This is a genomic window from Pseudomonas sp. MBLB4123 (genome assembly GCF_051904775.1).
Lineage (GTDB): Bacteria > Pseudomonadota > Gammaproteobacteria > Pseudomonadales > Pseudomonadaceae > Aquipseudomonas > Aquipseudomonas benzenivorans_B.
In genome coordinates this window covers 2,008,927-2,031,441 of sequence record NZ_CP196711.1, presented here as the reverse complement: position 1 = coordinate 2,031,441, position 22,515 = coordinate 2,008,927, and the positions used below count along the sequence as shown (strand labels likewise).

Annotated in this window: 20 protein-coding genes; 8 read left to right on the top strand and 12 right to left on the bottom strand. The window is 66.7% G+C overall.

Features of this window, described 5'->3' with window-relative positions:
- Positions 1-34 precede the first annotated feature (34 nt).
- Together gap and ACSX1C_RS09400 are read right to left on the bottom strand one after the other, a co-directional pair.
- Positions 35-1,033, bottom strand: a complete 999-nt coding sequence (gene gap, locus ACSX1C_RS09405) for a type I glyceraldehyde-3-phosphate dehydrogenase (protein ID WP_439889197.1) — start codon at positions 1,031-1,033, stop codon at positions 35-37.
- Positions 1,034-1,092: 59 nt separating this feature from the next.
- Positions 1,093-1,767 carry a COG3650 family protein gene (locus tag ACSX1C_RS09400; protein ID WP_439889196.1) on the bottom strand — a complete coding sequence of 225 codons (675 nt, stop codon included), beginning with the start codon at positions 1,765-1,767 and terminating at the stop codon, positions 1,093-1,095.
- Between the two features lie 66 nt (positions 1,768-1,833).
- Between ACSX1C_RS09400 and ACSX1C_RS09395 the strand changes: the two genes are divergently transcribed.
- Entirely contained in the window at positions 1,834-2,226 is a 393-nt protein-coding gene (locus ACSX1C_RS09395) for a DUF488 domain-containing protein (RefSeq protein ID WP_439889195.1), read from the top strand.
- Here ACSX1C_RS09395 and ACSX1C_RS09390 read toward each other — a convergent pair whose 3' ends face one another.
- The 4 genes from ACSX1C_RS09390 to ACSX1C_RS09375 all read right to left on the bottom strand — a co-directional run bounded on the left by ACSX1C_RS09390 (position 2,227) and on the right by ACSX1C_RS09375 (position 6,129).
- Positions 2,227-3,015: a hypothetical protein gene (locus ACSX1C_RS09390; RefSeq protein ID WP_439889194.1), complete on the bottom strand. Its 789-nt coding sequence runs from the start codon at positions 3,013-3,015 to the stop codon at positions 2,227-2,229. It lies immediately after the preceding gene.
- Between the two features lie 132 nt (positions 3,016-3,147).
- Positions 3,148-3,759, bottom strand: coding sequence for a LysE family translocator (locus tag ACSX1C_RS09385; RefSeq protein ID WP_439889193.1), 612 nt, complete (start codon positions 3,757-3,759; stop codon positions 3,148-3,150).
- Between the two features lie 218 nt (positions 3,760-3,977).
- Positions 3,978-5,309: an OprD family porin gene (locus ACSX1C_RS09380; RefSeq protein WP_439889192.1), complete on the bottom strand. Its 1,332-nt coding sequence runs from the start codon at positions 5,307-5,309 to the stop codon at positions 3,978-3,980.
- A gap of 268 nt (positions 5,310-5,577) precedes the next feature.
- The gene (locus ACSX1C_RS09375; protein WP_439889191.1) at positions 5,578-6,129 is read right to left on the bottom strand and encodes a PadR family transcriptional regulator; all 552 of its coding nucleotides are present in this window, start codon (positions 6,127-6,129) and stop codon (positions 5,578-5,580) included.
- Between the two features lie 119 nt (positions 6,130-6,248).
- Between ACSX1C_RS09375 and ACSX1C_RS09370 the strand changes: the two genes are divergently transcribed.
- Complete coding sequence (locus tag ACSX1C_RS09370; protein ID WP_439889190.1) at positions 6,249-7,898, top strand: phytoene desaturase family protein; 1,650 nt, start codon at positions 6,249-6,251, stop codon at positions 7,896-7,898.
- 12 nt (positions 7,899-7,910) lie between these two features.
- Here the strand turns inward: ACSX1C_RS09370 and ACSX1C_RS09365 are convergent, their stop codons facing one another.
- The 3 genes from ACSX1C_RS09365 to ACSX1C_RS09355 all read right to left on the bottom strand — a co-directional run bounded on the left by ACSX1C_RS09365 (position 7,911) and on the right by ACSX1C_RS09355 (position 13,478).
- The gene (locus ACSX1C_RS09365) at positions 7,911-9,521 is read right to left on the bottom strand and encodes an FMN-binding glutamate synthase family protein (RefSeq protein WP_439889189.1); all 1,611 of its coding nucleotides are present in this window, start codon (positions 9,519-9,521) and stop codon (positions 7,911-7,913) included.
- Between the two features lie 151 nt (positions 9,522-9,672).
- Entirely contained in the window at positions 9,673-10,746 is a 1,074-nt protein-coding gene (locus ACSX1C_RS09360) for a hypothetical protein (protein ID WP_439889188.1), read from the bottom strand.
- Between the two features lie 92 nt (positions 10,747-10,838).
- Positions 10,839-13,478, bottom strand: a complete 2,640-nt coding sequence (locus tag ACSX1C_RS09355) for a CHASE domain-containing protein (RefSeq protein ID WP_439889187.1) — start codon at positions 13,476-13,478, stop codon at positions 10,839-10,841.
- Positions 13,479-13,887: 409 nt separating this feature from the next.
- On the opposite strand from ACSX1C_RS09355, the gene ACSX1C_RS09350 reads away from it, so the two are divergent.
- The 6 genes from ACSX1C_RS09350 (at position 13,888) to ACSX1C_RS09325 (ending at position 19,232) form a co-directional block, all read left to right on the top strand.
- Entirely contained in the window at positions 13,888-15,009 is a 1,122-nt protein-coding gene (locus ACSX1C_RS09350; RefSeq protein ID WP_439889186.1) for a beta-ketoacyl-ACP synthase III, read from the top strand.
- Positions 15,009-15,620 carry an RNA polymerase sigma factor gene (locus ACSX1C_RS09345; protein WP_318645591.1) on the top strand — a complete coding sequence of 204 codons (612 nt, stop codon included), beginning with the start codon at positions 15,009-15,011 and terminating at the stop codon, positions 15,618-15,620. The genes ACSX1C_RS09350 and ACSX1C_RS09345 overlap by 1 nt, the downstream gene beginning before the upstream one ends.
- Complete coding sequence (locus ACSX1C_RS09340; protein WP_318645592.1) at positions 15,614-15,847, top strand: anti-sigma factor family protein; 234 nt, start codon at positions 15,614-15,616, stop codon at positions 15,845-15,847. Before ACSX1C_RS09345 ends, ACSX1C_RS09340 begins: the two co-directional genes overlap by 7 nt.
- Positions 15,848-15,962: 115 nt before the next feature.
- Positions 15,963-16,412 carry a hypothetical protein gene (locus ACSX1C_RS09335; protein ID WP_439889185.1) on the top strand — a complete coding sequence of 150 codons (450 nt, stop codon included), beginning with the start codon at positions 15,963-15,965 and terminating at the stop codon, positions 16,410-16,412.
- Positions 16,413-16,697: 285 nt separating this feature from the next.
- Positions 16,698-18,011 (top strand): OprO/OprP family phosphate-selective porin, encoded by a 1,314-nt coding sequence (locus ACSX1C_RS09330; RefSeq protein WP_439889184.1) that lies wholly within the window; start codon positions 16,698-16,700, stop codon positions 18,009-18,011.
- Positions 18,012-18,107: 96 nt separating this feature from the next.
- Positions 18,108-19,232 carry a GNAT family N-acetyltransferase gene (locus ACSX1C_RS09325; RefSeq protein WP_439889183.1) on the top strand — a complete coding sequence of 375 codons (1,125 nt, stop codon included), beginning with the start codon at positions 18,108-18,110 and terminating at the stop codon, positions 19,230-19,232.
- 14 nt (positions 19,233-19,246) lie between these two features.
- Here ACSX1C_RS09325 and ACSX1C_RS09320 read toward each other — a convergent pair whose 3' ends face one another.
- The 3 genes from ACSX1C_RS09320 to ACSX1C_RS09310 form a co-directional block, all read right to left on the bottom strand.
- A complete protein-coding gene (locus tag ACSX1C_RS09320) occupies positions 19,247-21,079 on the bottom strand; it encodes an ABC transporter ATP-binding protein (protein WP_439889182.1) in 1,833 nt (610 codons plus the stop codon).
- 161 nt (positions 21,080-21,240) lie between these two features.
- Positions 21,241-21,795, bottom strand: a complete 555-nt coding sequence (locus tag ACSX1C_RS09315; RefSeq protein WP_439889181.1) for a hypothetical protein — start codon at positions 21,793-21,795, stop codon at positions 21,241-21,243.
- A gap of 163 nt (positions 21,796-21,958) precedes the next feature.
- On the bottom strand, positions 21,959-22,513 hold the full coding sequence (locus ACSX1C_RS09310) for a peptidylprolyl isomerase (protein ID WP_439889180.1): 555 nt from the start codon (positions 22,511-22,513) through the stop codon (positions 21,959-21,961).
- Positions 22,514-22,515: the final 2 nt, after the last annotated feature.

Genomic DNA, 22,515 nt, shown 5'->3' with positions numbered 1-22,515 from the left:
CGGCAGCCGGCGAAGTGGCGGCGCATGTCGGTGTTCAGGGTTTGAGCCAGGCCAGCAGCACATCCAGCATGCGATTGGCGAAGGCCCACTCGTTGTCGTACCAGGCCAGCACCTTGACCAGCTCGCCCTGGACCCGGGTGTGGTTGAGGTCGACCACGCAGGACACCGGGTAGCCGCGAAAGTCGCTGGACACCAGGGGCAGCTCGTTGCATTCCATCACCCCGGCCGGCAGCTGCGCCGCGCCTTGTTGCAGCGCGGCGTTGATCGCCTCGCGGCTGGCCGGGCGCTCGGCGCTGAAGGTCAGGTCGAGCAGGGAGACCGTGGCCGTCGGCACCCGCACGGAGAGGCCGTCCAGGCGCCCGGCCAGCTCCGGCAGCACCAGGCCGATGGTCTTGGCCGCGCCGGTGCTGCTGGGGATCATCGACAGGGCCGCGGCGCGGGCGCGATAGAGGTCGCGGTGGGGTTTGTCGAGCAGGTTCTGGTCGTTGGTGTAGGCATGCACGGTGTTGACCAGGCCCTGGCGGATGCCCACGGCCTGGTGCAGCACCTGGGCCAGGGGGGCCAGGCAGTTGGTGGTGCAGGAGGCGTTGGAGACGATCTGCTGGCTGCCCAGCAGCTGCTGGTTGACGCCGTAGACCACGCTCAGGTCGGCACTCTCCAGCGGGTGGGCGAGCAGCACCCGTGGCGCGCCGGCGGTCAGGTGCTGCTCGACCTGGGCGCGTCGCTTGAAGTGTCCGGAGCACTCCAGCACCAGGTCGACACCGAGCTTGTCCCAGGGCAGCTCCACCGCCTCCGGCTCACGCAGCAGGTGAATGGCCTGGCCGTTCACCTGCATCAGGTCGTCATGCAGGCCGACATGGCCGGGAAAGCGGCCGAAGGTCGAGTCGAAGCGGGTCAGATGCACCAGGGTCGGGTAGTCACCCAGGTCGTTGATCGCCACCAGGTGAATGCGCTGCTCCAGCTTGCGCTCGAACAGGGCGCGCAGCACGGCGCGCCCGATGCGCCCGTAACCATTGATCGCCACTCGCAACATAGTCGCCTCCCGTCTGCCGTATAGCCTTCAGCTTAGGAGAGGGGGCGGGGTAGGGAGCATCAGTCGCTGCGTGCGCCACCGTAGTAGCCGCAGCCGCGCAGCACTTCGCCGTTCAGCCGCAGCTCGGCCGCGAGGTGCTGTACCGCGCCGCTCATGGGATCGACGCAGCGTTGTGGCGCGACCCAGAGTTCCAGGCGCTGGCCGTTGGCCTCGCTGGTCAGGTTCAGGCGTCCCTCGGGTAGGCGCTCCTCGAGAAAGGGAAGGGCCTGGGCGGCTTGACCCTGGCGTTCGAGCATCAGGCCGCCGGCGCCGACCGTCACGCTCCAGCCCGGCTCCTGGCCGCTGGCGTGCAGGGTGCTGCGCTTGAAGTTGGGGTCGTCGCAGCCCCGGCCCTCGTGCTGCAGGCGGTAGATCCGCGCGAGGTTCAGCTGGCCGTCGACGCCATTTTGCTGGCTTGCCGCCAGGCTGCCGCGCACGTCGGCGAACAGCGGGCCGGAACCGCCGGCGAGCAGCTCGGTGGCTTCGGCCATGATGTCGGTGGCGCCGACATCCTCGATGACGAAGCGCCGCTGCTCCTGGCAGGGCCGCAGCAGCAGCTGTCCGTCCTCCTGGCTGAGCTCGCCCTGCAGGCGCGTCTGTTCGGCGCTGCCGGCGTCGCCGGGCTGGCTCTCGAACACCTGGCAACTGGCGAACAACGGCAGTAGGGCAAACAATAGGGGGCGACTAGTGGGCATCGGGCTTCTCCTGGCAAGGGTGGCCACGTTACCCAGCCCCCCGAACGATCACAAGGGTGCGAGCGGATGATCCAGTGCAAGCGAGTCTATCAGGGCGTCGAGGCGGAGGACGGCCGGCGTGTGCTGGTCGATCGCCTGTGGCCGAGGGGCTGCAGCAAGGCGGCGCTGCAGCTGCATGCCTGGTTGCCCGAGGTGGCGCCAGCGACCGAGTTGCGTCGTGCCTTCGACCATGACCCTGCGGCCTTCGGCGAGTTTCGGCGTCAGTACCGTGCGCAGTTGGCCGGCCACCCGGAGCACTGGCAGGGCCTGCTGGCGCTCGCCGAGCAGGGCACCCTGACCCTGCTGTTCGCCGCGCGCGACAGTGAATACAACAATGCCCGGGTGTTGGCGGAGTTTCTCGAGCAGGAGCTGGACCGCCGCGCAGATCCCAGCTCGCCGGTGTGTTATGCCGACCGTTGATCAGCGGCCGCTGTCGCGCAGGTCCTGCAGGATGCCTTGGTCCACCTGAATCAGGCCGCGCTTGGGGCGGTCGAGGTCGATGATGATGAACACGATCAGGGCGATCAGCAGGGACACCAGCACGGTGGGCGCGACGATGCGTTTGCCGCTCAGGCCGCTGGAGTAGCCGAGGATGCCGACCGAGGCGATGAAGACGACGAACAGCAGCAGCAACACCACCTCGGGCACGTGCATCTGCAGCAGGGCATGGCGCTGGCCCTGGCTGTCGATCATCTGGTTGAGCGCGGCGACGAAGGCGCCGCTGGTCACCGGGCGTGGGTCATCGTTGGTGGCTCGCACCGCCCTGTCCCAGAGCTGGCCCTGCAGCTGCTTGACCTGCTGGTTGTAGTGGCTGCGTTCGGCATGCCTGGTCAGGTCGACCTCCCCGAGGGTGACGCGCAGGTCGATGTACTGGCGCAGCAACTGCGCCACGGGTTCCTGATGCTGCTCGGGTAGCAGCTGCACGCGCAGCACCGCCGTGCCGATGGCGTTGGCTTCCTCTATCAGCGCCTGGTTGCGGTCGTCGTAGCGCTGCATGGACATGCTGAAGGTGAAGCCCAGCAGCAGGGCCAGCAGGCCGAGGATGCTGGCCTGCACCGCGCCGGTCAGTTCCTTGATCTCGCTGTCGGTACGGTTCTGCACGAAGCGCCCGACCTGGAAGCCGATCTCGTTGAACAGGATGATCAGGACGAACAGCACGGCGGTGATGATGAAGCTGTTGTAGCCGTAGAGCAGTTCTTGCTGGTGCATGGCGGGCGCTCACCTTGCCGGGCGATGACGATGGGGGGAAACGGGAGGGGCGAGCCCGGACGCTGGTCGGGCCCTGAGGGTGCCGTACGCCGGCACCGGCCGGCGCGGACCGGTTGCCGGGCGTTGCCGTGGTTAGCGGGTCAGCGGCAAGGCCGCCCCCATGGCTGCGAACAGTCCGCCGCAGCAGCGATTGAAGCCGCGACCGCAGCGCTGCAGCCAGGGCCGCACCTGGTGCGCAGCGCGGGCCAGGAGAAATTCCGCCAGGGCCTCGACCACGGCGAAGGTCAGGGCCATCACCGCGAATTGCAGCAGCAGGTCGGCCTGGGGATCGAGGAACTGCGGCAGGAAGGCGCCGAAGAACAGGATCACCTTGGGGTTGGACAGCGCCGACAGCAGGCCCTGGCGGAACAGGGCGGTGCCGGGCTTGGCGGTGGCGCGCTCGGCGGCGTCGAGCAGCAGCGGCGGGGCGCGCCACAGCTGGAAGCCGAGCCAGACCAGATAGGCGCCGCCGATCCACTTGAGCAGCACCAGGGCGTTGGCCGAGGCCTGCAGCAGCGCGCCGATGCCGAACATCGACAGGGCCATCAAGGCGGCAAAACCTACCACCCCGCCGGCGGTGGTCCACAGGGCCTTCTTGTAGCCGTAGAGGGTGCCGTGGGTCAGCACCAGCAGGCTGTTGGGACCGGGGGTCAGCACCAGACCGATGACGGCGGTGAGGTAGAGCAGCCAGGTGTGCAGGGCCATGGGGGCGTCCACGTGAGATAGAGGGGCGTTCGCGCCTTTTTATGCCCGGGGCGGCGGTTGGTCAAGCGAGTAACGCGTTCACCCGATAACACTCATCCAGCCCTGGGAGGGAAGGCGAGGGCGGCATAGAGGTTGAAAGAGGCCGGGCCGCCTCGACGCAACCCGGCAGGCTGAGCGGCGCTCGCGCAAGCGCTGACGCTTGCGCGCAGCGGGAGACTTCATAGCACGCTCAGGGGGTACTCGACGATAACGCGCACCTCGTCGACGTCGCCATCGATCTGATTGGCCGAGCCGCGGTGAGTCGCCTGGCGGACGCGGAAGGACAGGTCCTTGGCGGCCCCTCCCTGGACCACATACTTGGCCTCCAGATCGCGTTCCCAGTGCTTCTCGTTGGTGGCCGCGGCATTGAAGAAGCCGCTGAGCGGGTCGGCATCCGTGCTGTCGATATTGTCGCCGCGGATGTAGCGGGCCATCAGCGTCAGCCCGGGTACGCCAAACTCGGCCATATCCAGGTCGTACCGCAGTTGCCAGGACTCCTCGTTCGGCGCGTTGAAGTCGGAATACTGCACCGAGTTGGCCAGGTAGATGGCGTTGAAGCCGATATAGTCGAAGCCGTCATTGCCGTCGACCTTCTGAAAGGCCAGGGTCAGCGCATGGGCGCCCAAGGCGTATTTGGAGGCCAACGACCAGGTGGTGTTCTCGATGGCCCCGGCCAGGGCTTTGCCCTCATCGAGGGTGCGATAGATATTGAAGTCGAAGTTCAGCGAGTGCATATCGCCGAATGGCAGGGTGTAATTGGCATTGCCATAGTAGCGCCGCCAGGTGTCTTCGACTTCCGACGCGAACAGGCTCAGGTTCAAGTTGTCGCTGGCGGTATAGGTCCCCCCCGCCCAGTCCGCCGTATTGCCCACGTTGCCGGCATACTGGATTTGCAACCCGCCGTCGGAGTTGGTGCTGCCGAACTCGTTCATCGCGGTGATATGGCCGGCGTCGATGCTCAGGCTGTCGATTTCATCGCTGGTGAGGAATACGCCGGTGGCGGTCTGGGGCAGCAGCCGCGCGTCGCCGGTCGCAATCATCGGGTTCTCGACCCGTTTCTCACCGACTTTCAGCACGGTATTGGACAGCCTGACTTTGACGACGCCGCCCACCTCGCTGTAGTCGTCGCTGGGTCTGCCATCGCTGCCCACCGGCAACAGGGCGGTGCCGGTGCGGCCGCCGCCGCTGTCGAGCTTGATACCTAGATGGCCGTAGGCATCGACGCCGAAGCCGACCGTGCCCTGGGTGAAGCCGGACTCGAAGACCGCCATGATTCCGTGCGCCGCCTCTTCCCGGTAACCGTTCTCGCGACCGGGTTTGGCAGCATTGGTGCCGGCGCCGTTGAACCCCCCATTACGGAAGTCGCGGTTGAAGTAGAAAGTTCGGTTAAGAATGTTGAAAGTGCTGTCTTCGATAAAACCGTTCGAGTCGCTTTGCTGGCTGGCAGAGGCCATTTGCAAGGTAGCGGCCGATACCGCCAGCGCCACGATACTGAGCGTGATTGTTCGCATTGGTACTTCCCCTTGATGGACACGGAGGTTGTTGTTCGATGTGCCAATGCCAGCGGTCTAGGCTGACTGTTTGAGCGTAGCGCTAGAAAACCAAGGGACAAGTTTTCCGGATAAGTGGAGTGGTCGGGTTGGGCTGCAGTCAGTGCGGGCAGCGCTTAAAGCGAGTTAGTTGCCACTAAAGTTGCTCCGTTATTTAGCGGCAGTGGTAATACTTTTAACGTCGAAGTTACAACGGTGGCGTAATGCCTCATTCCTTTATCGAGTCTGTCTAGTCTTCGATTCGGCGTCGCGTCGCCAGTTCGGCCTCGACTTCGTCGGCCCAGGCCAGCCAGGCCCGTTCGCCGAGGATGCCGCGGCGCAGGGTCAGGTAGGGCAGGCGTTGCCGCCTCTGCTCTTGCGGCTCCAGGGCCAGGTACTGGCGCTCGATGTCCAGCAGGCTGTCCAGCGTGCCTTGGTGGGTCGCGCGGTGACGGGCCATCTCCGCGCGCAGGTTATCCGGCTCGGCCAGGGCACCGGCGAACAGCTTGACCAGCAGCGCATCGTTGATCTTGTTCGGCGCCGCCGGTTCGGCCAGCCAGCGCCTGAGCTCGTCACGGCCGGCGGGGCTGATGCTGTAGACCTTCTTGTCCGGCTTGTCGCTCTGCGCCTGCTCGCTGCACTGCAACCAGCCCTCGTCGCTGAGGCGGCGCAACTCCTGGTAGACCTGCTGGTGCTTGGCGTTCCAGAAGTAACCGAGCGATTCCTTGAAGTGGCGGACGATGTCGTACCCGCTGGCCGGTTCGGTTTCCAGCAGGGTGAGGATGGCGTGGCGCAAGGACATGGGGCAACCAAGGCGAGGGGGGGTGGAGCCATTCTAAGTACATATGCAAAAAGTTGCATTTGCCATTCTGCTGGTTTATTTATGCAAATACTTGCATAACAATAACGACCGGAGCTCCCATGAAACGCACAGGTACCCGCTTCCGCAAGAACAAGGCGCTTTCCCACTACGATTGCATCGTCATCGGCTCCGGCGTCGGCGGCCTGTGCACCGCGGCCTTGCTGGCCAAGGCCGGACAGAAAGTCTGCGTGCTGGAGCAGCACTACACCGCCGGCGGCTACACCCATGTCTACGAGCGCGAGGGCTACGAGTGGGATGTGGGGGTGCACTACATCGGCGAGGTGCACAAGCCCTGGTCGGTGATCCGTCGGGTGTTCGACGTGATCAGCGACGGCCAGCTGCAGTGGGCGCCCATGGATGCCCATTACGACCATATCGTCATCGGCGACCGGTCTTTCCGCTACCTGGCCGGGCGCGATGAGTTCAAGGCCGAGATCAAGCGGCACTTCCCCGAGGAGGGCGCGGCCATCGACCGCTACGTCGAGCTGATCAGCGAGGTCAGCCAGAAGATTCCACGCTTCTTCGCCGGTCAGGCCCTGCCGCGCAGCCTCGGCATGCTGTACAACCGCCTGCGCCGGCAGCTGTTCCCCGCCTACTTCTTCCAGAGCACCCGCCAGGTGCTGGAAGGACTGACCGACAATCAGCAGCTGATCGGCGTGCTCGCAGCCCAGTGGGGCGACTACGGCCTGCCGCCGGCGCAGGCGGCGTTCATGATGCACGCCATGGTCGCCAAGCATTACATCACCGGCGGCAACTACCCGGTGGGCGGCTCGGTGCGCATCGCCGAGACCATCATCCCGGTGATCGAGGCGGCCGGTGGCCATGTGTTCACCTATGCCGGCGTCGAGCAGGTGCTGATCGAGAACAACCGCGCCTATGGCGTGCGCCTGGCCAAGGACGGCCACGAGCTCACCGCCGACAAGGTCGTCAGCTGCGCCGGCCTGCTGCCGACCTACCAGCGCCTGCTGCCGCCCGAGCTGGCCGAGCGTCATGGCCTGCAGGACCAGCTCGAACGGGTCGCGCCCTCGGCCTCCCATGTGTGCCTGTATGCCGGCTTCAAGGGCGATGCCGCGAGCCTGGGCCTGCCCAAGACCAACTTCTGGCTCTATCCCGAGTTCGACCACGACCTGAGCGTCAAGCGCTTCATGGACTCGCCGGGGCTGGATTTCCCGATGATCTACATCTCCTTCCCCTCGGCCAAGGACCCGGACTGGGATCGCCGCTACCCCGGCAAGTCGACGGTGGAGATCGTCGCGCCGAGCTTCCCGCAGTGGTTCGAGCAGTGGCAGGGCAGCACCTGGAACAAGCGTGGCGAGGACTACGAGGCGTTCAAGGCGCGGATCAGCGAGGTGCTGCTCGAGGCCCTGTACAAGCACCAACCGCAGTTGCGCGCGGCGCTGGACTACTGCGAGCTGTCCACGCCGCTGTCCACCGAGTGGTTCCAATGGAATCAGGTCGGCGAGATCTACGGCATCGAGCACACGGTGCAGCGCTTCGAGCAGCACTGGATCCATCCGCAGACGCCGATCAAGAACTTCTACCTGACCGGCTCGGACGTGGTCACCGCCGGGGTCGGTGGCGCCTTGATGGGCGGCGTGCTGACCGCCGTGCGCCTGCTTGGCTGGCGCGCCTACAAGGTCAAACAGCTGCTCGAGGGCGCCTACCGGCCGGCGGTGCAGGCGGTGGCGCCGGTGGAATCGCCGAGCTGAGGCGACCCCGGCTCAGGCCTGCGCCGCCTCGAAGCTGTCGGCGCGGGCCATCTGCCACATGCGCGCGTAGAACTCGCCGGCGATGGCTTCGCCGAGCAACTCGCCGGGCTTGAGAAACACATGCTGCTGGGCGAACAGCTTGATCTCGGTGACGGACATGCGTCGCACCAGGTGCTTGGCGTCCAGTTGCGCCGGGTGTTCGAGTCCGGCGGCGGCAAGCATCTCGGCCAGGGCCTTGAGGGTGTTGCGGTGGAAGTTGTGCACCCGCTGGGCCTTGTCCTCGACCACCAGGGCGCGCTGGCGCAGCGGGTCCTGGGTGGCCACCCCGGTCGGGCACTTATTGGTGTGGCAGCTTTGGCTCTGGATGCAGCCGATGGCGAACATGAAGCCGCGGGCGGCGTTGGCCCAGTCGGCGCCGATGGCCAGCACGCAGGCGATGTCGAAGGCGCTGACGATCTTGCCGCTGGCGCCGAGCCTGATCTTGTCGCGCAGGTTCACGCCCACCAGGGTGTTGTGCACGAACAGCAGGCCCTCGCGCATCGGTACGCCGAGGTGGTCGGTGAACTCCAGGGGCGCGGCGCCGGTGCCACCCTCCTTGCCGTCGACCACGATGAAGTCGGGGAGGATGCCGGTCTCCAGCATCGCCTTGGCGATGCCCATGAACTCCCAGGGGTGACCCAGGCACAGCTTGAAGCCCACCGGCTTTCCTTCCGCTAACTGACGGAGTTGTGCGATGAACTGCAGCAGCTCGATGGGGGTGGAGAAGGCGCTGTGGCGCGATGGCGAGACGCAGTCCTGGCCCATGGGCACGCCGCGGGTGGCGGCGATTTCGGCGCTGACCTTGTGCTTGGGCAGGATGCCGCCGTGGCCGGGCTTGGCGCCCTGGCTCAGCTTGATCTCGATCATCTTCACCTGGGGGCTGGCCGCCTGCTCGGCGAAGCGCTCGGGGTCGAAGCGGCCGGCGCTGTCGCGGCAGCCGAAGTAGCCGCTGCCGATCTCCCAGATCAGGTCGCCGCCGTGTTCGCGGTGGTAGGGGCTGATGCTGCCCTCGCCGGTGTCGTGGGCAAAGTTGCCCAGCTTGGCGCCCTGGTTCAGGGCGCGGATGGCGTTGGCGCTGAGCGAGCCGAAGCTCATGGCCGAGATATTGAACAGCGAGGCGCTGTAGGGCTGGCGGCACTGCGGCCCGCCGATGGTCACCCGGAAGCTCTCGGGGTCGGCCGGCGCTGCCGGGCGCATGGAGTGGCCGATGAACTCGTAGCCGTCCTGGTAGACATCCAGCAGGGTGCCGAAGGCCTTGTCGGCGCCCTGGTTCTTCGCCCGGGCATAGACCAGGGAGCGCTGGGCGCGGGAGAAGGGCAGCTTGTCGCCGTCGCCCTCCAGCAGGTACTGGCGGATCTCCGGGCGGATGCCCTCGACCAGGTAGCGGATGTTGCCGAGGATCGGGTAGTTGCGCCGCACCGCCTGGGGCGTCTGCAGCAGGTCGTTGATGCCGATCAGGCTGAGTGCGGCGCCGAGCAGGGTGAAGGGCCACAGCCATTGATGCTGGAGAAAGGCCAGGCTGGCCAGGGTGAACAGTACGCAGCTGACGAAGAAGGCGTAACGGCTGAGCAACGACAGGTTCATGCGGTGTCCCGATGGCGGAGAGGCTCGATCAGGCAATGTAGACGTCTTGGCGGTGCTTAGTCGAGGCTGCACCCGGGGCCGGACAGGGGGCGATGGCAACGGCGCGAGCCGCCCCGCGGGGGCGGGGCAGCTCTCCAGGGCCCGCAGGCGGTCAGCGGGCGCTCTGCTTGAAGTTGTCGTCCGAGGGCGCCTTGGTGTAGGCGCCTTGATCATGCACCAGCTTCTGGGGGCCGTTCATCAGGGCGGCGATGCGGCTGTCGGAGGTCCTGGCCGAGGCCGCCTGGTTGCTGCTGCCGGTGATCGGCGGCGGGTTGAAGGCGAACGACCACAGGTAGTGCCAGACCGCCGCGTTGTGCTTCTCGGTCTGTTGCACCGCGTTGAAATACCAGGGTTTGAGCTCGGTAAAGGCGGTCATGTTCATCAGACCGCTGTTGCTGTCGCCGACGAACACTGTGCTGGTGACGGCCGAGGTGCGGTAGGCCTCGAAGATCACCCCCTTGCCCTTCAGCTCGCTGACATAGCTGCGGCAGACCTCGCCGACCCACTTGTTGCCCAGGTAGCTCTTGGCGTTGTTGGAGTAGAAGGGGTCGAGCAGGGCGACGCGCTTGGGCAACAATTTGCTGTTGAGCGTGCCGGCGGCGACCGCGTCGCTGATCTTCTTGGTCAGGACGATGGCTAGCTGATTGCCCAGGGAATGGCCGAGCAGGCGGATGTTGCTGCCGTTGTAGCCGGCCAGGTTGTCCTTGTAGCTCTGGAACAGCAGGTCGCCGGCCGATTGCGCCGGGCCGTTGCTGTAGGCGCCGCTGGCGTTGCGCCAGCGCATGGCGCGGGGGCCGCTGGCGGTCCAGATCTTCGCCTCGGCGTCCTTCACTTCGCCTTCGTCGGCGAACTGGTTCCAGTAGAGGATGCCGACGTTGTAGCCGGCCGCCAGCCAGGCGTGGGCCAGGTCCAGGTCAGGGCCGCCGGCGTCGAGGCGATTGAAGGTCTCGCGGTTCTTCTTGGCGGTCGAGCCGTTCTGCCAGCCGTGGACGTAGATCACGGTCGGCTTGCTGGCGCTGTAATAGGCGTTGCTGTGACCCGGCACGGCCTTCTGCCAGCTGTCGCCGTAGCCGAACCAGTAGAGGCCGTAATCGAGGTTGTTGAAGGTGGTGTCGGGGAAGACGCCGGTGGCGGCTTCGGCCAGGGAGGTGAGCGTCAACAGGAAAAACAGCATGAGCTTGCGCATGGAGCCGACCCTATCTTGTTGTTGTGTGGGGTCGGCAGAGCTTATCGGTGCACGCGCCGGCGACCATCGCCCGGATGGGGGATGGCCGAGGCTCAGGCGTCGGCCAGTGGCAGGGTGAAGTAGAAGGTGCTGCCCTGGCCCACCACGCTGTCGTAGCCGATCTGCCCGTGCATGCGCTCGATCAGGGTCTTGCAGATGCTCAGGCCCAGGCCGGTGCCGCCGCGCCGACGGCTGTCGGAACCGTCGGCCTGGGCGAACTTCTGGAAGATGCGCGCGCGGAACTCCTCGGCGATGCCCGGGCCATGGTCGAGCACCTGGACCCTGACCTGTTTGTCGAGCACCTGTGCGGAGATTTCGACCCGGCCCTGGGGCTCGGAGAACTTCACCGCATTGGCGATCAGGTTGGTCAGTACCTGCTGCAGGCGCTGGCTATCGATCCGTACCGGAACCTGCTCGGGCAGGGCGCTGTCGTCGAGGCTGAGGCTGACCTGGTAGCCGTCCGCGTAGCCCTGGTTGTGGGTCAGCGCCTCATGCAGCACGGGGCGCAGGTCGGTGCGGCTGAGCTGGATGCGGCTGTGGCCGAATTCCAGCTTCTCGATATCGAGGATGTCGTTGACCAGGTTGACCAGGCGCTCGGAGTTGCTCTGGGCGATGCTCACCAGATCGTGCGCCTGTTCGCCGAGCGGGCCGACCGCGCCGGCACTGAGCAAGCCGAGAGAGCCCTTGATCGAGGTGAGCGGGGTGCGCAGTTCGTGGCTGATGGTGGCCACGAACTCGCTCTTCAGGCGTTCGACCTGCTTGCGCGCCGCGATGTCCCGGAGCATGCAGATGTACAGGCGCCGCCCTGGCAGCTCGTAGTCGCTCAGGCTGATCTCCAGCTCCAGTCCACGGCCCTGGGCGTGGGTGCCACCGACCTCCAGCGGGGTGCGTAGCTGCTTGTCGAACACGGCACTGCTGCACGGATGCAGGCTGGGGATCAGGCTGCCGATCCGCCGTCCGACCAGTTCGGTTCTGGCGTAGCCGAACAGCTGGCTGCTGGCCGGGTTGGCGCGCTCGATTCGGCCACTGTCATCGAAGATCAGGATGCCCTCGGCGGCGTTCTCCAGGATGGCGCTGAGTTCCAGGGTGCGCTGGCGCACCAGGTGCCGGACCTGGTCGGCGCGGCCGGTGATGGTCAGCAGGTAGCCGCCGAGCAGGCTGCACAGCAGCAGTCCGCCGGCCAGTACCGCCCAGGGTTGCAGGCCGTGGTTGCGCTGCAGGAAGGCCGCGGTCGGCGAGATGGCCAGCCGCAGCGTGCGGCCGCCGATCTCGAGCCTCTCCTGCCAGACCAGCTCCGCGGCATAGGGCGGCAGGTCTTCCCCGGGCTGGCCGTAGAGCGGCTGCGGCTCGGCCTCGCTGATGTCCTCCAGCTGCAGCCTGTAGCTGTCGCTCGGGTAGGCCTTGAGCGCACTCTCGACCAGGTCGGTCAGGCGTATCACCGCCACGGCGTAGCCGCGCAACTGGCGGCGGCGCTGCTCGAGGCTGAGGGGCCGGCCGTCGGCGTAGACCGCGTGCAGAAGCAGCACGCTGGGTTGCGGCGTCTCGTTGTCCTGGGCGAGGGTGATGGGCGCGGTCATCACGGTTTCGGCGCTGTCGCGCGCGGCCTCCAGGGCCTGGCGGCGCAGTGGCTTGGAAGCCACGTCGAAGCCCAGTGCCTTGGCATTGCCGGCCAGCGGCTCGACATAGGTCACCGGGACATAGATATCCCGCTGCTGGGCCGCTATCAGTTCGCCCGCGTCACTGTGTTCGTAGATGCGAAAGTCCGTAAAACCCTCGGCAGCCACCTGCGCCTCGAAGGTCGCGCGCTGCTCGGCGCGAATCAGCGGATCCCAGCTCACCGCTGTGATGCCCGGATAGGCGCTCGGCAGGTTGGCGGCGAACTGGGCGAACTCCTCCCGCGTCACCCGCTCCGAGGCGACGAACAGACGCTCGATGGATTTCGCCGCCTTGCTGTAGAGCTCGAAGCGGAACTTGAGCGTGGCGCTCATCAGCTTCGCCTGCTCGTGAAAGCGCTGGCGCAGATTGTGCTGCTCGGCCTCGCTGGCGCGGATGAACACCAGCACCATGAGGGCGCAGCTGACCAGCAGCGGCAGGCCGACGCTGCCGGCACGGCTGCGCCACAAGGGCCGCGGCTCGGCGAACAGGATGAACATCAGCGGCGTGGCGATCAGCACGCCGATGCTGTCGCCCACCCACCAGGTCCACCAGCTGAACGAGAAGTCGGCGGCGCCGATGACCCGGTTGAGGTAGAGCACGCCGGTACCGGCGGTGGCGCTGATCAGGCAGGCCAGGGGGCCCCCCAGGAACAGCAGCAGGAAGATGCTGCGCTCGCTGGTGAGCGGCGTCGGGAAGCCGACCAGGCGCCGGATCAGCCAGCTGGCCACCAGGGTATTGAGCGAGGTGCCGAGGGCGATGCCCGTGGCGATCATCAGGGTTTTCAGGCTCAGCTGGTCGAGGCTGCCGAGACCGATGCTGAGATTGAGCAGGGTCGAGCCGAGGAAGACCCCGGCGAGCATCGGGTAGCCCCAGATCAGCACGGCCGCCAGGGCGATGCCCACGGGCGGGAAGACGGCGCTGGCGAAACCGGGCGGAATGGCCAGCAGCAGCGCCAGGCGACCGGCGACGGCATAGGCCAGGGCCAGCAGGAGAATCTTCAGCGCTAGGGGCACAGCGGACAAGGCTGGGGGCTGCATGAATTATTGGAACTCCGTTCGACGATTCGCCGCAGCGCTGCTTGGGCCTCCGACTCGGTCGAGCCGGCGTTGCCCCTACATTTAAGCAGGTTTGACGCCACTGCTTTGGCATCATTCCCGGCACCCGGACTCTGCGCAAGGTGAAATCCGCTGCGTCCCCTCTGGTGTTGTGCCCGGCAGACCATGCCCAGGGCATGGCAGCCGGTGGCGTGCAGCAGGTTCCGCTCAGTCGCTTGTTTGATCTGCGGACGAAATCGGCCCGGCTGTGGCACACTCTGCGCCTTGTTAAGAGGGGCGTGTGTTGTCCGACGCCGATGTCCCGCCACCCTCCAGAGTTTATGCCCGTGGCCCAGCCATGGGCTTCTGCATAACCGGCCGCCAGATGCGGCAGAGAACGAGAGGAATGACCGTGCATAACGTCGTCATCAGCGGTACCGGTCTGTACACCCCGGCCAACAGCATCACCAACGACGAGCTGGTGGCCTCCTTCAATGCCTATGTGCAACAGTTCAACGCCGAACATGCCGAGGCCATCGCCCGCGGCGAGGTCGAGGCGCTGGCCGAGTCGAGCAGCGCCTTCATCGAGAAGGCCTCGGGCATCAAGAGCCGCTATGTGGTCGACAAGGACGGCATCCTCGATCCGCAGCGCATGGCGCCGCGCATTCCCGAGCGCAGCAACGACGAGTGGGGCATCCTCTGCGAGATGGCCGTGGCCGCCGCCAAGCAGGCGCTGGAACGCGCCGGGCGCACGGTCGCCGACATCGACGGGGTGATAGTCGCCTGCTCCAACCTGCAGCGCGCCTACCCGGCGGTGGCCGTCGAAGTGCAGGCGGCCCTGGGCATCGACGGCTGGGGCTACGACATGAACGTGGCCTGCTCCTCGGCCACCTTCGGCATCCAGGCCGCCACCAACGCCGTGGCCACCGGCCAGGCCCGGGCGGTGCTGATGGTCAACCCGGAGATCTGCACCGGCCACCTGAATTTCCGCGACCGCGACAGCCACTTCATCTTCGGCGACGCCTGCACCGCGGTGATAGTCGAGCGCGCCGACCTGGCGACTTCCCGGCACCAGTTCGATGTAGTCGGCACCAAGCTGCTGACCCAGTTCAGCAACAACATCCGCAACAACTTCGGCTTCCTCAACCGCTGCGCGGAGGAGGGCGTGGGGGCCCGCGACAAGCTGTTCGTCCAGGAAGGGCGCAAGGTGTTCAAGGAAGTCTGCCCGATGGTCGCCGAGCTGATCGCCGCGCACCTCGCCGAGAACGGCCTGGACGTCGGCCAGGTCAAGCGTTTCTGGCTGCACCAGGCCAACCTCAACATGAACCTGCTGATCGCCCGCAAGCTGCTCGGCCGCGATGCCGAGCCGCACGAGGCGCCGGTGATCCTCGACAGCTATGCCAACACCAGCTCGGCCGGCTCGGTGATCGCCCTGCACAAGCACCAGGACGACCTGCCCGGCGGCGCCCTGGGCGTGCTCAGCTCCTTCGGCGCCGGCTACTCGATCGGCAGCGTGATCCTGCGTAAGCGCTGATGGACTATTCAGCCGATAACGCGCTGCTCGTTCGCCTGCTGGCGGGCGAGCAAAAAGCCTTCCGCGAGCTGGTCGCCACCTATCAGGGGGCGATGCGGGCGGTGGCCTTCGCCATAGTCGGCAGCCGCAATGCCGATGAGGTGGTGCAGGATGCCTGGCTGGCGGTGGTGCGCAGCCTGGACGGCTTCCAGGGCCGTTCCAGCCTGAAGACCTGGCTGCTGACCATCACGGCCAACGCCGCCAAGACCCGTCTGAAGCACAATCGCCGGGAGGTGCTGCTCGACGACCTGCCGGGGCCCCACGGCTCGGTCGGCGACGAGCGCTTCTCCGAGAGTGGTCACTGGCTGCTGGAGCCCCACGCCTGGCACCAGGACACCCCGGAGGCACTGCTCACCGAGGGCGAGTTGCGCGAATGCCTGGAGAAGACCCTGGCCAGCCTGTCCGAGCTGCAAGGTAGCGTGCTGCTGTTGCGCGAGCGCCAGGGCCTGGAGTTGGAACAGATCTGTAATCTTTTGGAGATATCCCTCTCCAATGTCCGGGTGTTGCTGCATCGAGCGCGTTTGAAGGTGTTCGCTACCCTGGAGCATTTCGAGGAGACCGGCCAATGCTGACATGCAAGGAACTGGTGGCGAATTCCAGCGACTTTTTGGACAGCCAGCTGAGTCTGCGCCAGCGTCTGTCGGTGCGGGCTCACCTGGCCATGTGCCGCAAGTGCCGGCGTTTCATCCGGCAGATGCGCCTCAGCCAGGCGGTGTTGCGCCAGCTGCCCGAGGGGCAGATCGCCGGGCTGGATGCGTTGGCCCAGGAGCTGGCCAGGCAGCGGCGCGAGCGCCTGTAGAGCACCCTCCGCCCCGAGTTCGCCTATCCTGTGAATCTGCGAGCCCGGCGGACTCCCGCATCGGCCTCGTTTGTGATCGTGCCTATCGGCCCGGCCCCCGGGCGAGGGATTACAGATGCCAGGCATTTCATCACCTGAGGATTGGTTCGCCGGACTCAAGGCGCTGTACCTCGACGACTTCCCCAAGCGCTGTCGCACCTGCGGCCGGGTGTTTGCCAGCGAGGCCGACTACTTCCGCCAGACCCAGGCGATCCGCCCCGATATCACCGGCCTTAAGGCGGTCGAGGACGAAGAAGAAGGGCCCCAGGTCGAGGTCTTTCGTAACTGCGTGTGCGGCTCCACCCTGCTGGTGAACTGCGCCTCGCGGCGCGATCACTCGGCGGCCGGGCAGAGTCGGCGGCGGTTGTTCGATGAGCTGCTGAGTTACCTGGAGCGCCATGGTATCGAGCGGGCGCAGGCACGCAGCGAGTTGTTGCGGGTGGCCTCCGGCGAGCGTAGTGCAATGCTGGAGTCCTGGTATGCCCAGATCGCCGCGCAGAGTCGGGCCAAGAATCCCGGGCCTTGAGCCGCCTGTCGTGGGTCCTGCAGTCGCCTCGTCGGCATGGCCCCCGGCAATTGTCTGAGTGGACCGGATGGCATCCTTGCCCGGGTCGCCGCGCTCGGATCGCCAGCGGCGGAAGCCACAGTCCTCCGCTGTTTATGCGTAATCGAAGTAAAAAGTTCCTTTGTCATCAAACATTTATATATCGGCAACGGCGCTGAAACGATCCGCCGCGAAGATTCCCTCCCAGCACAAACGAGCCTCAGTGCTCGGTGTTTTCGACACTTAAGTCCATTAGGGGAATCTTCGATGATCCGTAAGCACTTCGCCGGTCTTGCAGCCAGCGCCCTGGCTCTGGCCGTTTCCGCCCAGGCTTTCGCCGGTACCGTCACCACCGACGGCGCCGATATCGTGATCAAGACCAAGGGCGGCCTGGAAGTCGCCACCACCGACAAGGCCTTCAGCTTCAAGCTGGGCGGTCGCCTGCAGGCCGACTACGGTCGCTTCGACGGTTTCCACACCAAGAACGGCAACACCGGTGACGGCGCCTACTTCCGCCGCGCCTTCCTCGAACTGAGCGGCGTGGCCTATCAGGACTGGAAATACGTCATCAGCTACGACTTCGCCCACAACGCCGGCAGCGCCGAGGACGGCTACTTCGACGAGGCCTCCATCGCCTACACCGGCTTCGCCCCGCTGACCCTGAAGTTCGGCCGCTTCGACCCGGACTTCGGCCTGGAAAAGGCCACCAGCTCCAAGTGGATCACCGCCATCGAGCGTAACGCCGCGTACGAAGTCGCCGACTGGGTCAACGGCCACGAGAACGGCTTGGGCGCCCAAGCCAGCGCCGTGGTGGGGGGCATGGCCTGGGTTTCCGCCGGCCTGACCGCCAAGGACAGCAACGACAGCGACGGCGACAGCACCAAGCAGTTCAACGCCCGCGGCGTGTTCGCGCCGATGAGCGAAGCCGGCAACGTGCTGCACCTGGGCCTGAACTATGCCCAGCGCGACCTGGACGATGTGGCTGCCGACGGCCGCGTGCGTCCGCGTCTGACCGTGCGCGGCGTGTCCACCGCCGGCGGCAACGACGCCGGTGACAATGGCAACCGCGCCGTCTTCGGCGGCTTCAAGGGCGTGGCCGGCGACTTCGAGGACGACACCGCCTGGGGCGCGGAGCTGGCCTGGGCCGCCGGTCCGTTCTCGGTGCAGGGCGAGTACCTGAGCCGCAAGCTGAAGGCCGATCGCGCCACCCTCGAGGACATCGAGACCAGCGGTTACTACGGCCAGGTCGCCTACACCCTGACCGGCGAATCGCGCGGCTACAAGCTGGACGGCGCCAAGTTCGACAGCATCAAGCCGAGCAACAAGCAGATCGGCGCCTGGGAAGTGTTCTACCGCTACGACCACATCAGCGTCGAGGACGACAACATCGTCACCGCGACCGCCACCCGCGAAGTGGGCGACGCCGAGGCCAAGCTGCACACGGTCGGCGTGAACTGGTACGCCAACGAGTCGGTCAAGGTCGCGGCCAACTACGTGATGAGCGAAACCGACAAGATCACCAACAGCGTCGGCGACGACGAGGGCGATGCCGTGGTGATGCGCCTGCAGTACGTGTTCTAAGCGATGCCATAGCGACTAGAAAGCACATCGCTCCGGTACCAGCCCCGCCCCCGTGCGGGGCTTTTTTTCGTCCGCGCAACAGGCCAGACTGCGCCCATGCCGATCGCCACCCTGCACCACCTCAGCGAACTCGATGCCACGACCTGGGACGCCCTGTTGCCGGAGCGGCAGCCGTTTCTGCGCCATGCCTTCCTGTCCGCCCTGGAGGACAGCGGCAGCGTCGGTGGCCGCAGCGGCTGGCAGGCCGCCCACCAGCTGTGGCTGGATGAACAGGCGCGACCGCTGGCGGCCATGCCCGCCTATGTGAAACGCCACTCCTACGGCGAGTACGTGTTCGACCACGGCTGGGCCGATGCCTGCCGCCGCGCCGGCATCGACTACTACCCCAAACTGCTGGGCGCCGTGCCCTTCTCGCCGGTCAGCGGGCCGCGCCTGCTCGGCGATCCGCTGGCGGCGGGCCACTTGCTCGATGCCTTGAGCGAGAGCCTGGAGCGCCAGGGCTTGTCCAGCCTGCATATCAACTTCACCGACCCGGCCGCCGACGAGCTGCTGCGCGGCCGCGAGGGTTGGCTGGAGCGCCTCGGTTGCCAGTACCACTGGCGCAATCGCGGCTACCGGGACTTCCAGGACTTCCTCGACGGCCTCAGCTCGCGCAAGCGCAAGCAGATCCGCAAGGAGCGCGAGCAGGTGGCCGGCCACGGCATCGTGTTCGACTGGCGCGAGGGCGGCCAACTCGACGAGGCGGAGTGGGACTTCGTCTACCGGTGTTACGCCAACACCTACCGGGTGCGTGGCCAGTCGCCCTACCTGACGCGGGCATTCTTCGGCCTGCTGGCCGAGCGCATGCCGCAGGCGATCCGCGTGGTGCTGGCGCGCCAGGGCGGGCGGCCGGTGGCCATGGCCTTCAGCCTGGTCGGCGGCGACAGCCTCTATGGCCGCTACTGGGGCTGCCTGGACGAGTTCGACCGCCTGCATTTCGAGACCTGCTTCTACCAGGGCATGGAGCAGGCCATCGCCCAGGGCCTGCAGCGCTTCGACGCCGGCGCCCAGGGCGAGCACAAGCTGATCCGCGGTTTCGAGCCGGTGCTCACCCGCTCCTGGCACTACCTCTGCCACGGCGGCCTGCGCGCGGCGGTGGCGGATTTCCTCGAGCAGGAGCGGCTCGGGGTGCAGGGCTACGCCGAACAGGCGCGCGGCCTGCTGCCCTACCGGCAGGGTTGAGTCCGCCGCGCGGGCTACTCCACGCCGACGAAGCCGCCGGTCTGGTGCTGCCACAGCCGGGCGTAGAGGCCGCCGCGTTCGAGCAGCTGGGCGTGGCTGCCGCTCTCGACTATCTGCCCCCGATCGATCACCACCAGGCGATCCATGCGCGCGATGGTCGACAGGCGGTGGGCGATGGCGATCACCGTCTTGCCCTGCATCAGGGTGTCGAGGCTCTCCTGGATCGCCGCCTCGACCTCCGAATCCAGCGCCGAGGTGGCCTCGTCCAGCACCAGAATCGGCGCGTTCTTGAGCAGCACCCGGGCAATGGCGATGCGCTGGCGTTGGCCGCCGGACAGCTTGACCCCGCGCTCGCCGACCTGGGCGTCCAGGCCGCGGCCGCCCTGGCCATCGTCGAGCTGGGCGATGAAGGTTTCGGCGCGGGCCTTGCGCACCGCTTCCAGCAACTCGGCATCGCTGGCCTCGGGCTTGCCGTAGCGCAGGTTGTCGCGGATCGAGCGGTGCAGCAGCGCGGTGTCCTGGGTGACCACGGCAATCTGCGCGCGCAGGCTCTCCTGGCTCACCGCGGCGATGTCCTGGCCGTCGATGAGGATGCGCCCGTCCTGCAGGTCGTAGAGGCGCAGCAGCAGGCTGACCAGGGTCGACTTGCCGGCGCCGGACGGGCCGACCAGGCCGATCTTCTCGCCGGCGCCCACCTGCAGATCGAGCCCGCCGATCACCCCGTCCGCCTTGCCGTAATGGAAGTGGATCTGCTCGAAGCGCACCGTCCCCTGGCTGACCTGCAGCGGCTGGGCGTCGGCGCGGTCGAGCACCTGGCGCGGCTGGACGATGGTGCGCATGCCGTCCTGCACGGTGCCGACGTTCTCGAAGATGCCGTTGACCACCCACATGATCCACTCGGCCATGTTGTTGATGCGGATCACCAGGCCCAGGGTCAGGGCGATGGCCCCGGTGCTGATCAGCGCCTGGCTCCACAGCCACAGCGCCAGGGCGCCGGTGGCGCCGATCAGCAGGCCGTTGAGGCAGGTGACGCTGAAGTCCAGGGCGGTGACGGTCCGGGTCTGCCGGCGCACCTTGTCGAGCAGGCGCTGCATGGCCTCGCGGGCGTAGCCTTCTTCCTCCCGGCTGTGGGCGAACAGCTTGAGGGTGGTGACGTTGCTGTAGCCGTCGACCACCCGCCCCATCAGGCTGGAGCGCGCCGCCGAGGCGCGGGCCGAGCGCTCCTTGATGCGCGGCACGAAGTAGCCCAGCAGCAGGCCGTAGCCGAGGATCCACAGGCCTAGCGGCAGCATCAGGCGCGGGTCGGCCGCGGCGAACAGGTACAGCGCGCTGCCGGCATAGACCAGTACGTGCCACAGGGCGTCGACCACCTGCATGGCCGAATCGCGCAGGGCCGGGCCGGTCTGCATGATGCGCTGGGCGATGCGCCCGGCGAAGTCGTTCTGGAAGAAGCTCAGGCTCTGCCCGAGCACGTAGCGATGGTTCTGCCAGCGCACCAGGTTGGTCAGGTTGGGGGTGATCGCCTGGTTGGCCAGCAGGTCGTGCAGGCCGAACACCAGCGGACGGATCAGCAGCACCACCAGCAGCATCCACAGCAGCTCGCCGCGGTAGCGCTGGAAGAACTCGGTGCTGGGCGTGGCCTGGGCCATGTCGATCAGGCGGCCGAGGAAGTCGAACAGTGCCACCTCGATCAGCGCGGCGAAGAAGCCGACCACCAGCACGGCCAGCAGCAACGGCCAGGCCTGGCCCAGATAGTGGACGTAGAAGCCCAGGATGCCCGGGGGCGGCTCCCTGTCCGGGCTGGGCCTGAATACGTCGAGCAGTGATTCGAAGCGGCGAAACAGCATCCGGGCGTCCTGCCTTGGCGATGGGAAGAGACCGATTCTATCGCCTAACGGCGCGCCGCTCGACGGGCACGGAAGGGGAGGCGGCCGCTACGGCCCGGGACGCGGAAAGAAGACGCCCGGCACCGGGATGGCGTCGGGCGTGAAGTCACGGTGCCTGCTGCCTAGCGCTTGTAGCGGGCCTGGAACGCGTCGATCAGCGCCAGGGGCTTGCTCTCTTCCTTGGTCAGGCCATAGACCACCCGCTCGCCCCGGGGGCCGGAGGCGATCTCGGTGTGGCGGAAGATCGGCTCGCCGAGGCTGAAGGTGTCCATCATGTCGCCGTAGCGCTGGAACACGTAGATCACGCCGTGCTGGCGGATCTCCCCGTAGAAGGGGTTGGCCGGCGGCAGGCTGACGTTGAGGAACTGGTAGGCGGCGATCTGCTCGAGCTGCTTGCCCCGATCCTCGGCGCGCAGGGCGAGGATGATCGACTGGCCGTGCTTGTCCTTGCGCTGCAGGTCCTTGAGGTAGGGCGCCTTGCCGGTGTCGAGGAAGTCGCGGAACACCTGGTAGTCGTCGAAGACGAACAGCTCGTTGTCGGTGCGGACCTGGTACCAGTCCTCGTTGTTCAAGGCGGCGGCTGCCTTCGCCGGGGCGGGGTTGTGCAGGCTGCAGGCGCCGAGCGAGGCGGCCAGCAGAACCAGGGCAAGGGGTTTGATCGGCAAGCGTGGTGACATGGTGAGACTCCTCCTAAGGGTGGCGGAGAATCTGCGCCCGCGTCATGACGCAATGATGACGAAACGATGTGTGCGCGGTGACATTATTCAGTCCTCCGGGCGGCACCTTCCCGGCCGTGTCCGAGGGCCGGTGCGGGCCGTCGCGGGCCCGCACCGCCTGGGCTTACAGGCGCTTGGCCTCGAGGATCAGCACCGGCTCGCGGGGCACGTTCTGGTGGCCGCCGCGGTTGCCGGTGGGCACCATGGCGATCTTGTCGACCACCTCCATGCCGCGCACCACCTTGCCGAATACCGCGTAGCCGAAGTCGCGGCTGCCGTGGTCGAGGAAGGCATTGTCCTTGTGGTTGATGAAGAACTGGCTGGTGGCCGAGTCGCGCACCTGGGTGCGGGCCATGGCCAGGGTGCCGCGCACGTTGTGCAGGCCGTTGTCGGCTTCGTTCTTGATCGGTGCCCGGGTCTGCTTCTGCTGCAGGTCGGCGTCGAAGCCACCGCCCTGGATCATGAAGCCGGGAATCACCCGGTGAAACTGGGTGCCGGCGTAGTGGCCGCTGTCCACGTAGGCGAGGAAGTTCTCCACGCTGATCGGCGCCTTCTCGGCCTCCAGCTCGATTTCGATTTCGCCGGCGCTGGTGCTCAGCAACACCTTGGGGTTCTCCGCGGCCAGCAGGCTGGCGGACAGCAGCAGGGAACAGGCGGCGAGGGCGAGTTGTTTGAGCATTC

What these genes read in the sequence shown, in the direction of transcription:
- ACSX1C_RS09375 (WP_439889191.1), bottom strand. Translation starts at nt 6,129, where the DNA reads ATGTCCTTGCGCCACGCCATCCTCACCCTGCTGGAAACCGAACCGGCC.
- ACSX1C_RS09315 (WP_439889181.1), bottom strand. Translation starts at nt 21,795, where the DNA reads ATGTCACCACGCTTGCCGATCAAACCCCTTGCCCTGGTTCTGCTGGCC.
- ACSX1C_RS09325 (WP_439889183.1), top strand. Translation starts at nt 18,108, where the DNA reads ATGCCGATCGCCACCCTGCACCACCTCAGCGAACTCGATGCCACGACC.
- ACSX1C_RS09345 (WP_318645591.1), top strand. Translation starts at nt 15,009, where the DNA reads ATGGACTATTCAGCCGATAACGCGCTGCTCGTTCGCCTGCTGGCGGGC.
- ACSX1C_RS09390 (WP_439889194.1), bottom strand. Translation starts at nt 3,015, where the DNA reads ATGCACCAGCAAGAACTGCTCTACGGCTACAACAGCTTCATCATCACC.
- ACSX1C_RS09355 (WP_439889187.1), bottom strand. Translation starts at nt 13,478, where the DNA reads ATGCAGCCCCCAGCCTTGTCCGCTGTGCCCCTAGCGCTGAAGATTCTC.
- ACSX1C_RS09320 (WP_439889182.1), bottom strand. Translation starts at nt 21,079, where the DNA reads ATGCTGTTTCGCCGCTTCGAATCACTGCTCGACGTATTCAGGCCCAGC.
- ACSX1C_RS09330 (WP_439889184.1), top strand. Translation starts at nt 16,698, where the DNA reads ATGATCCGTAAGCACTTCGCCGGTCTTGCAGCCAGCGCCCTGGCTCTG.
- ACSX1C_RS09380 (WP_439889192.1), bottom strand. Translation starts at nt 5,309, where the DNA reads ATGCGAACAATCACGCTCAGTATCGTGGCGCTGGCGGTATCGGCCGCT.
- ACSX1C_RS09370 (WP_439889190.1), top strand. Translation starts at nt 6,249, where the DNA reads ATGAAACGCACAGGTACCCGCTTCCGCAAGAACAAGGCGCTTTCCCAC.
- ACSX1C_RS09365 (WP_439889189.1), bottom strand. Translation starts at nt 9,521, where the DNA reads ATGAACCTGTCGTTGCTCAGCCGTTACGCCTTCTTCGTCAGCTGCGTA.
- ACSX1C_RS09400 (WP_439889196.1), bottom strand. Translation starts at nt 1,767, where the DNA reads ATGCCCACTAGTCGCCCCCTATTGTTTGCCCTACTGCCGTTGTTCGCC.
- ACSX1C_RS09385 (WP_439889193.1), bottom strand. Translation starts at nt 3,759, where the DNA reads ATGGCCCTGCACACCTGGCTGCTCTACCTCACCGCCGTCATCGGTCTG.
- ACSX1C_RS09395 (WP_439889195.1), top strand. Translation starts at nt 1,834, where the DNA reads ATGATCCAGTGCAAGCGAGTCTATCAGGGCGTCGAGGCGGAGGACGGC.
- gap (WP_439889197.1), bottom strand. Translation starts at nt 1,033, where the DNA reads ATGTTGCGAGTGGCGATCAATGGTTACGGGCGCATCGGGCGCGCCGTG.
- ACSX1C_RS09340 (WP_318645592.1), top strand. Translation starts at nt 15,614, where the DNA reads ATGCTGACATGCAAGGAACTGGTGGCGAATTCCAGCGACTTTTTGGAC.
- ACSX1C_RS09335 (WP_439889185.1), top strand. Translation starts at nt 15,963, where the DNA reads ATGCCAGGCATTTCATCACCTGAGGATTGGTTCGCCGGACTCAAGGCG.
- ACSX1C_RS09360 (WP_439889188.1), bottom strand. Translation starts at nt 10,746, where the DNA reads ATGCGCAAGCTCATGCTGTTTTTCCTGTTGACGCTCACCTCCCTGGCC.
- ACSX1C_RS09310 (WP_439889180.1), bottom strand. Translation starts at nt 22,513, where the DNA reads ATGCTCAAACAACTCGCCCTCGCCGCCTGTTCCCTGCTGCTGTCCGCC.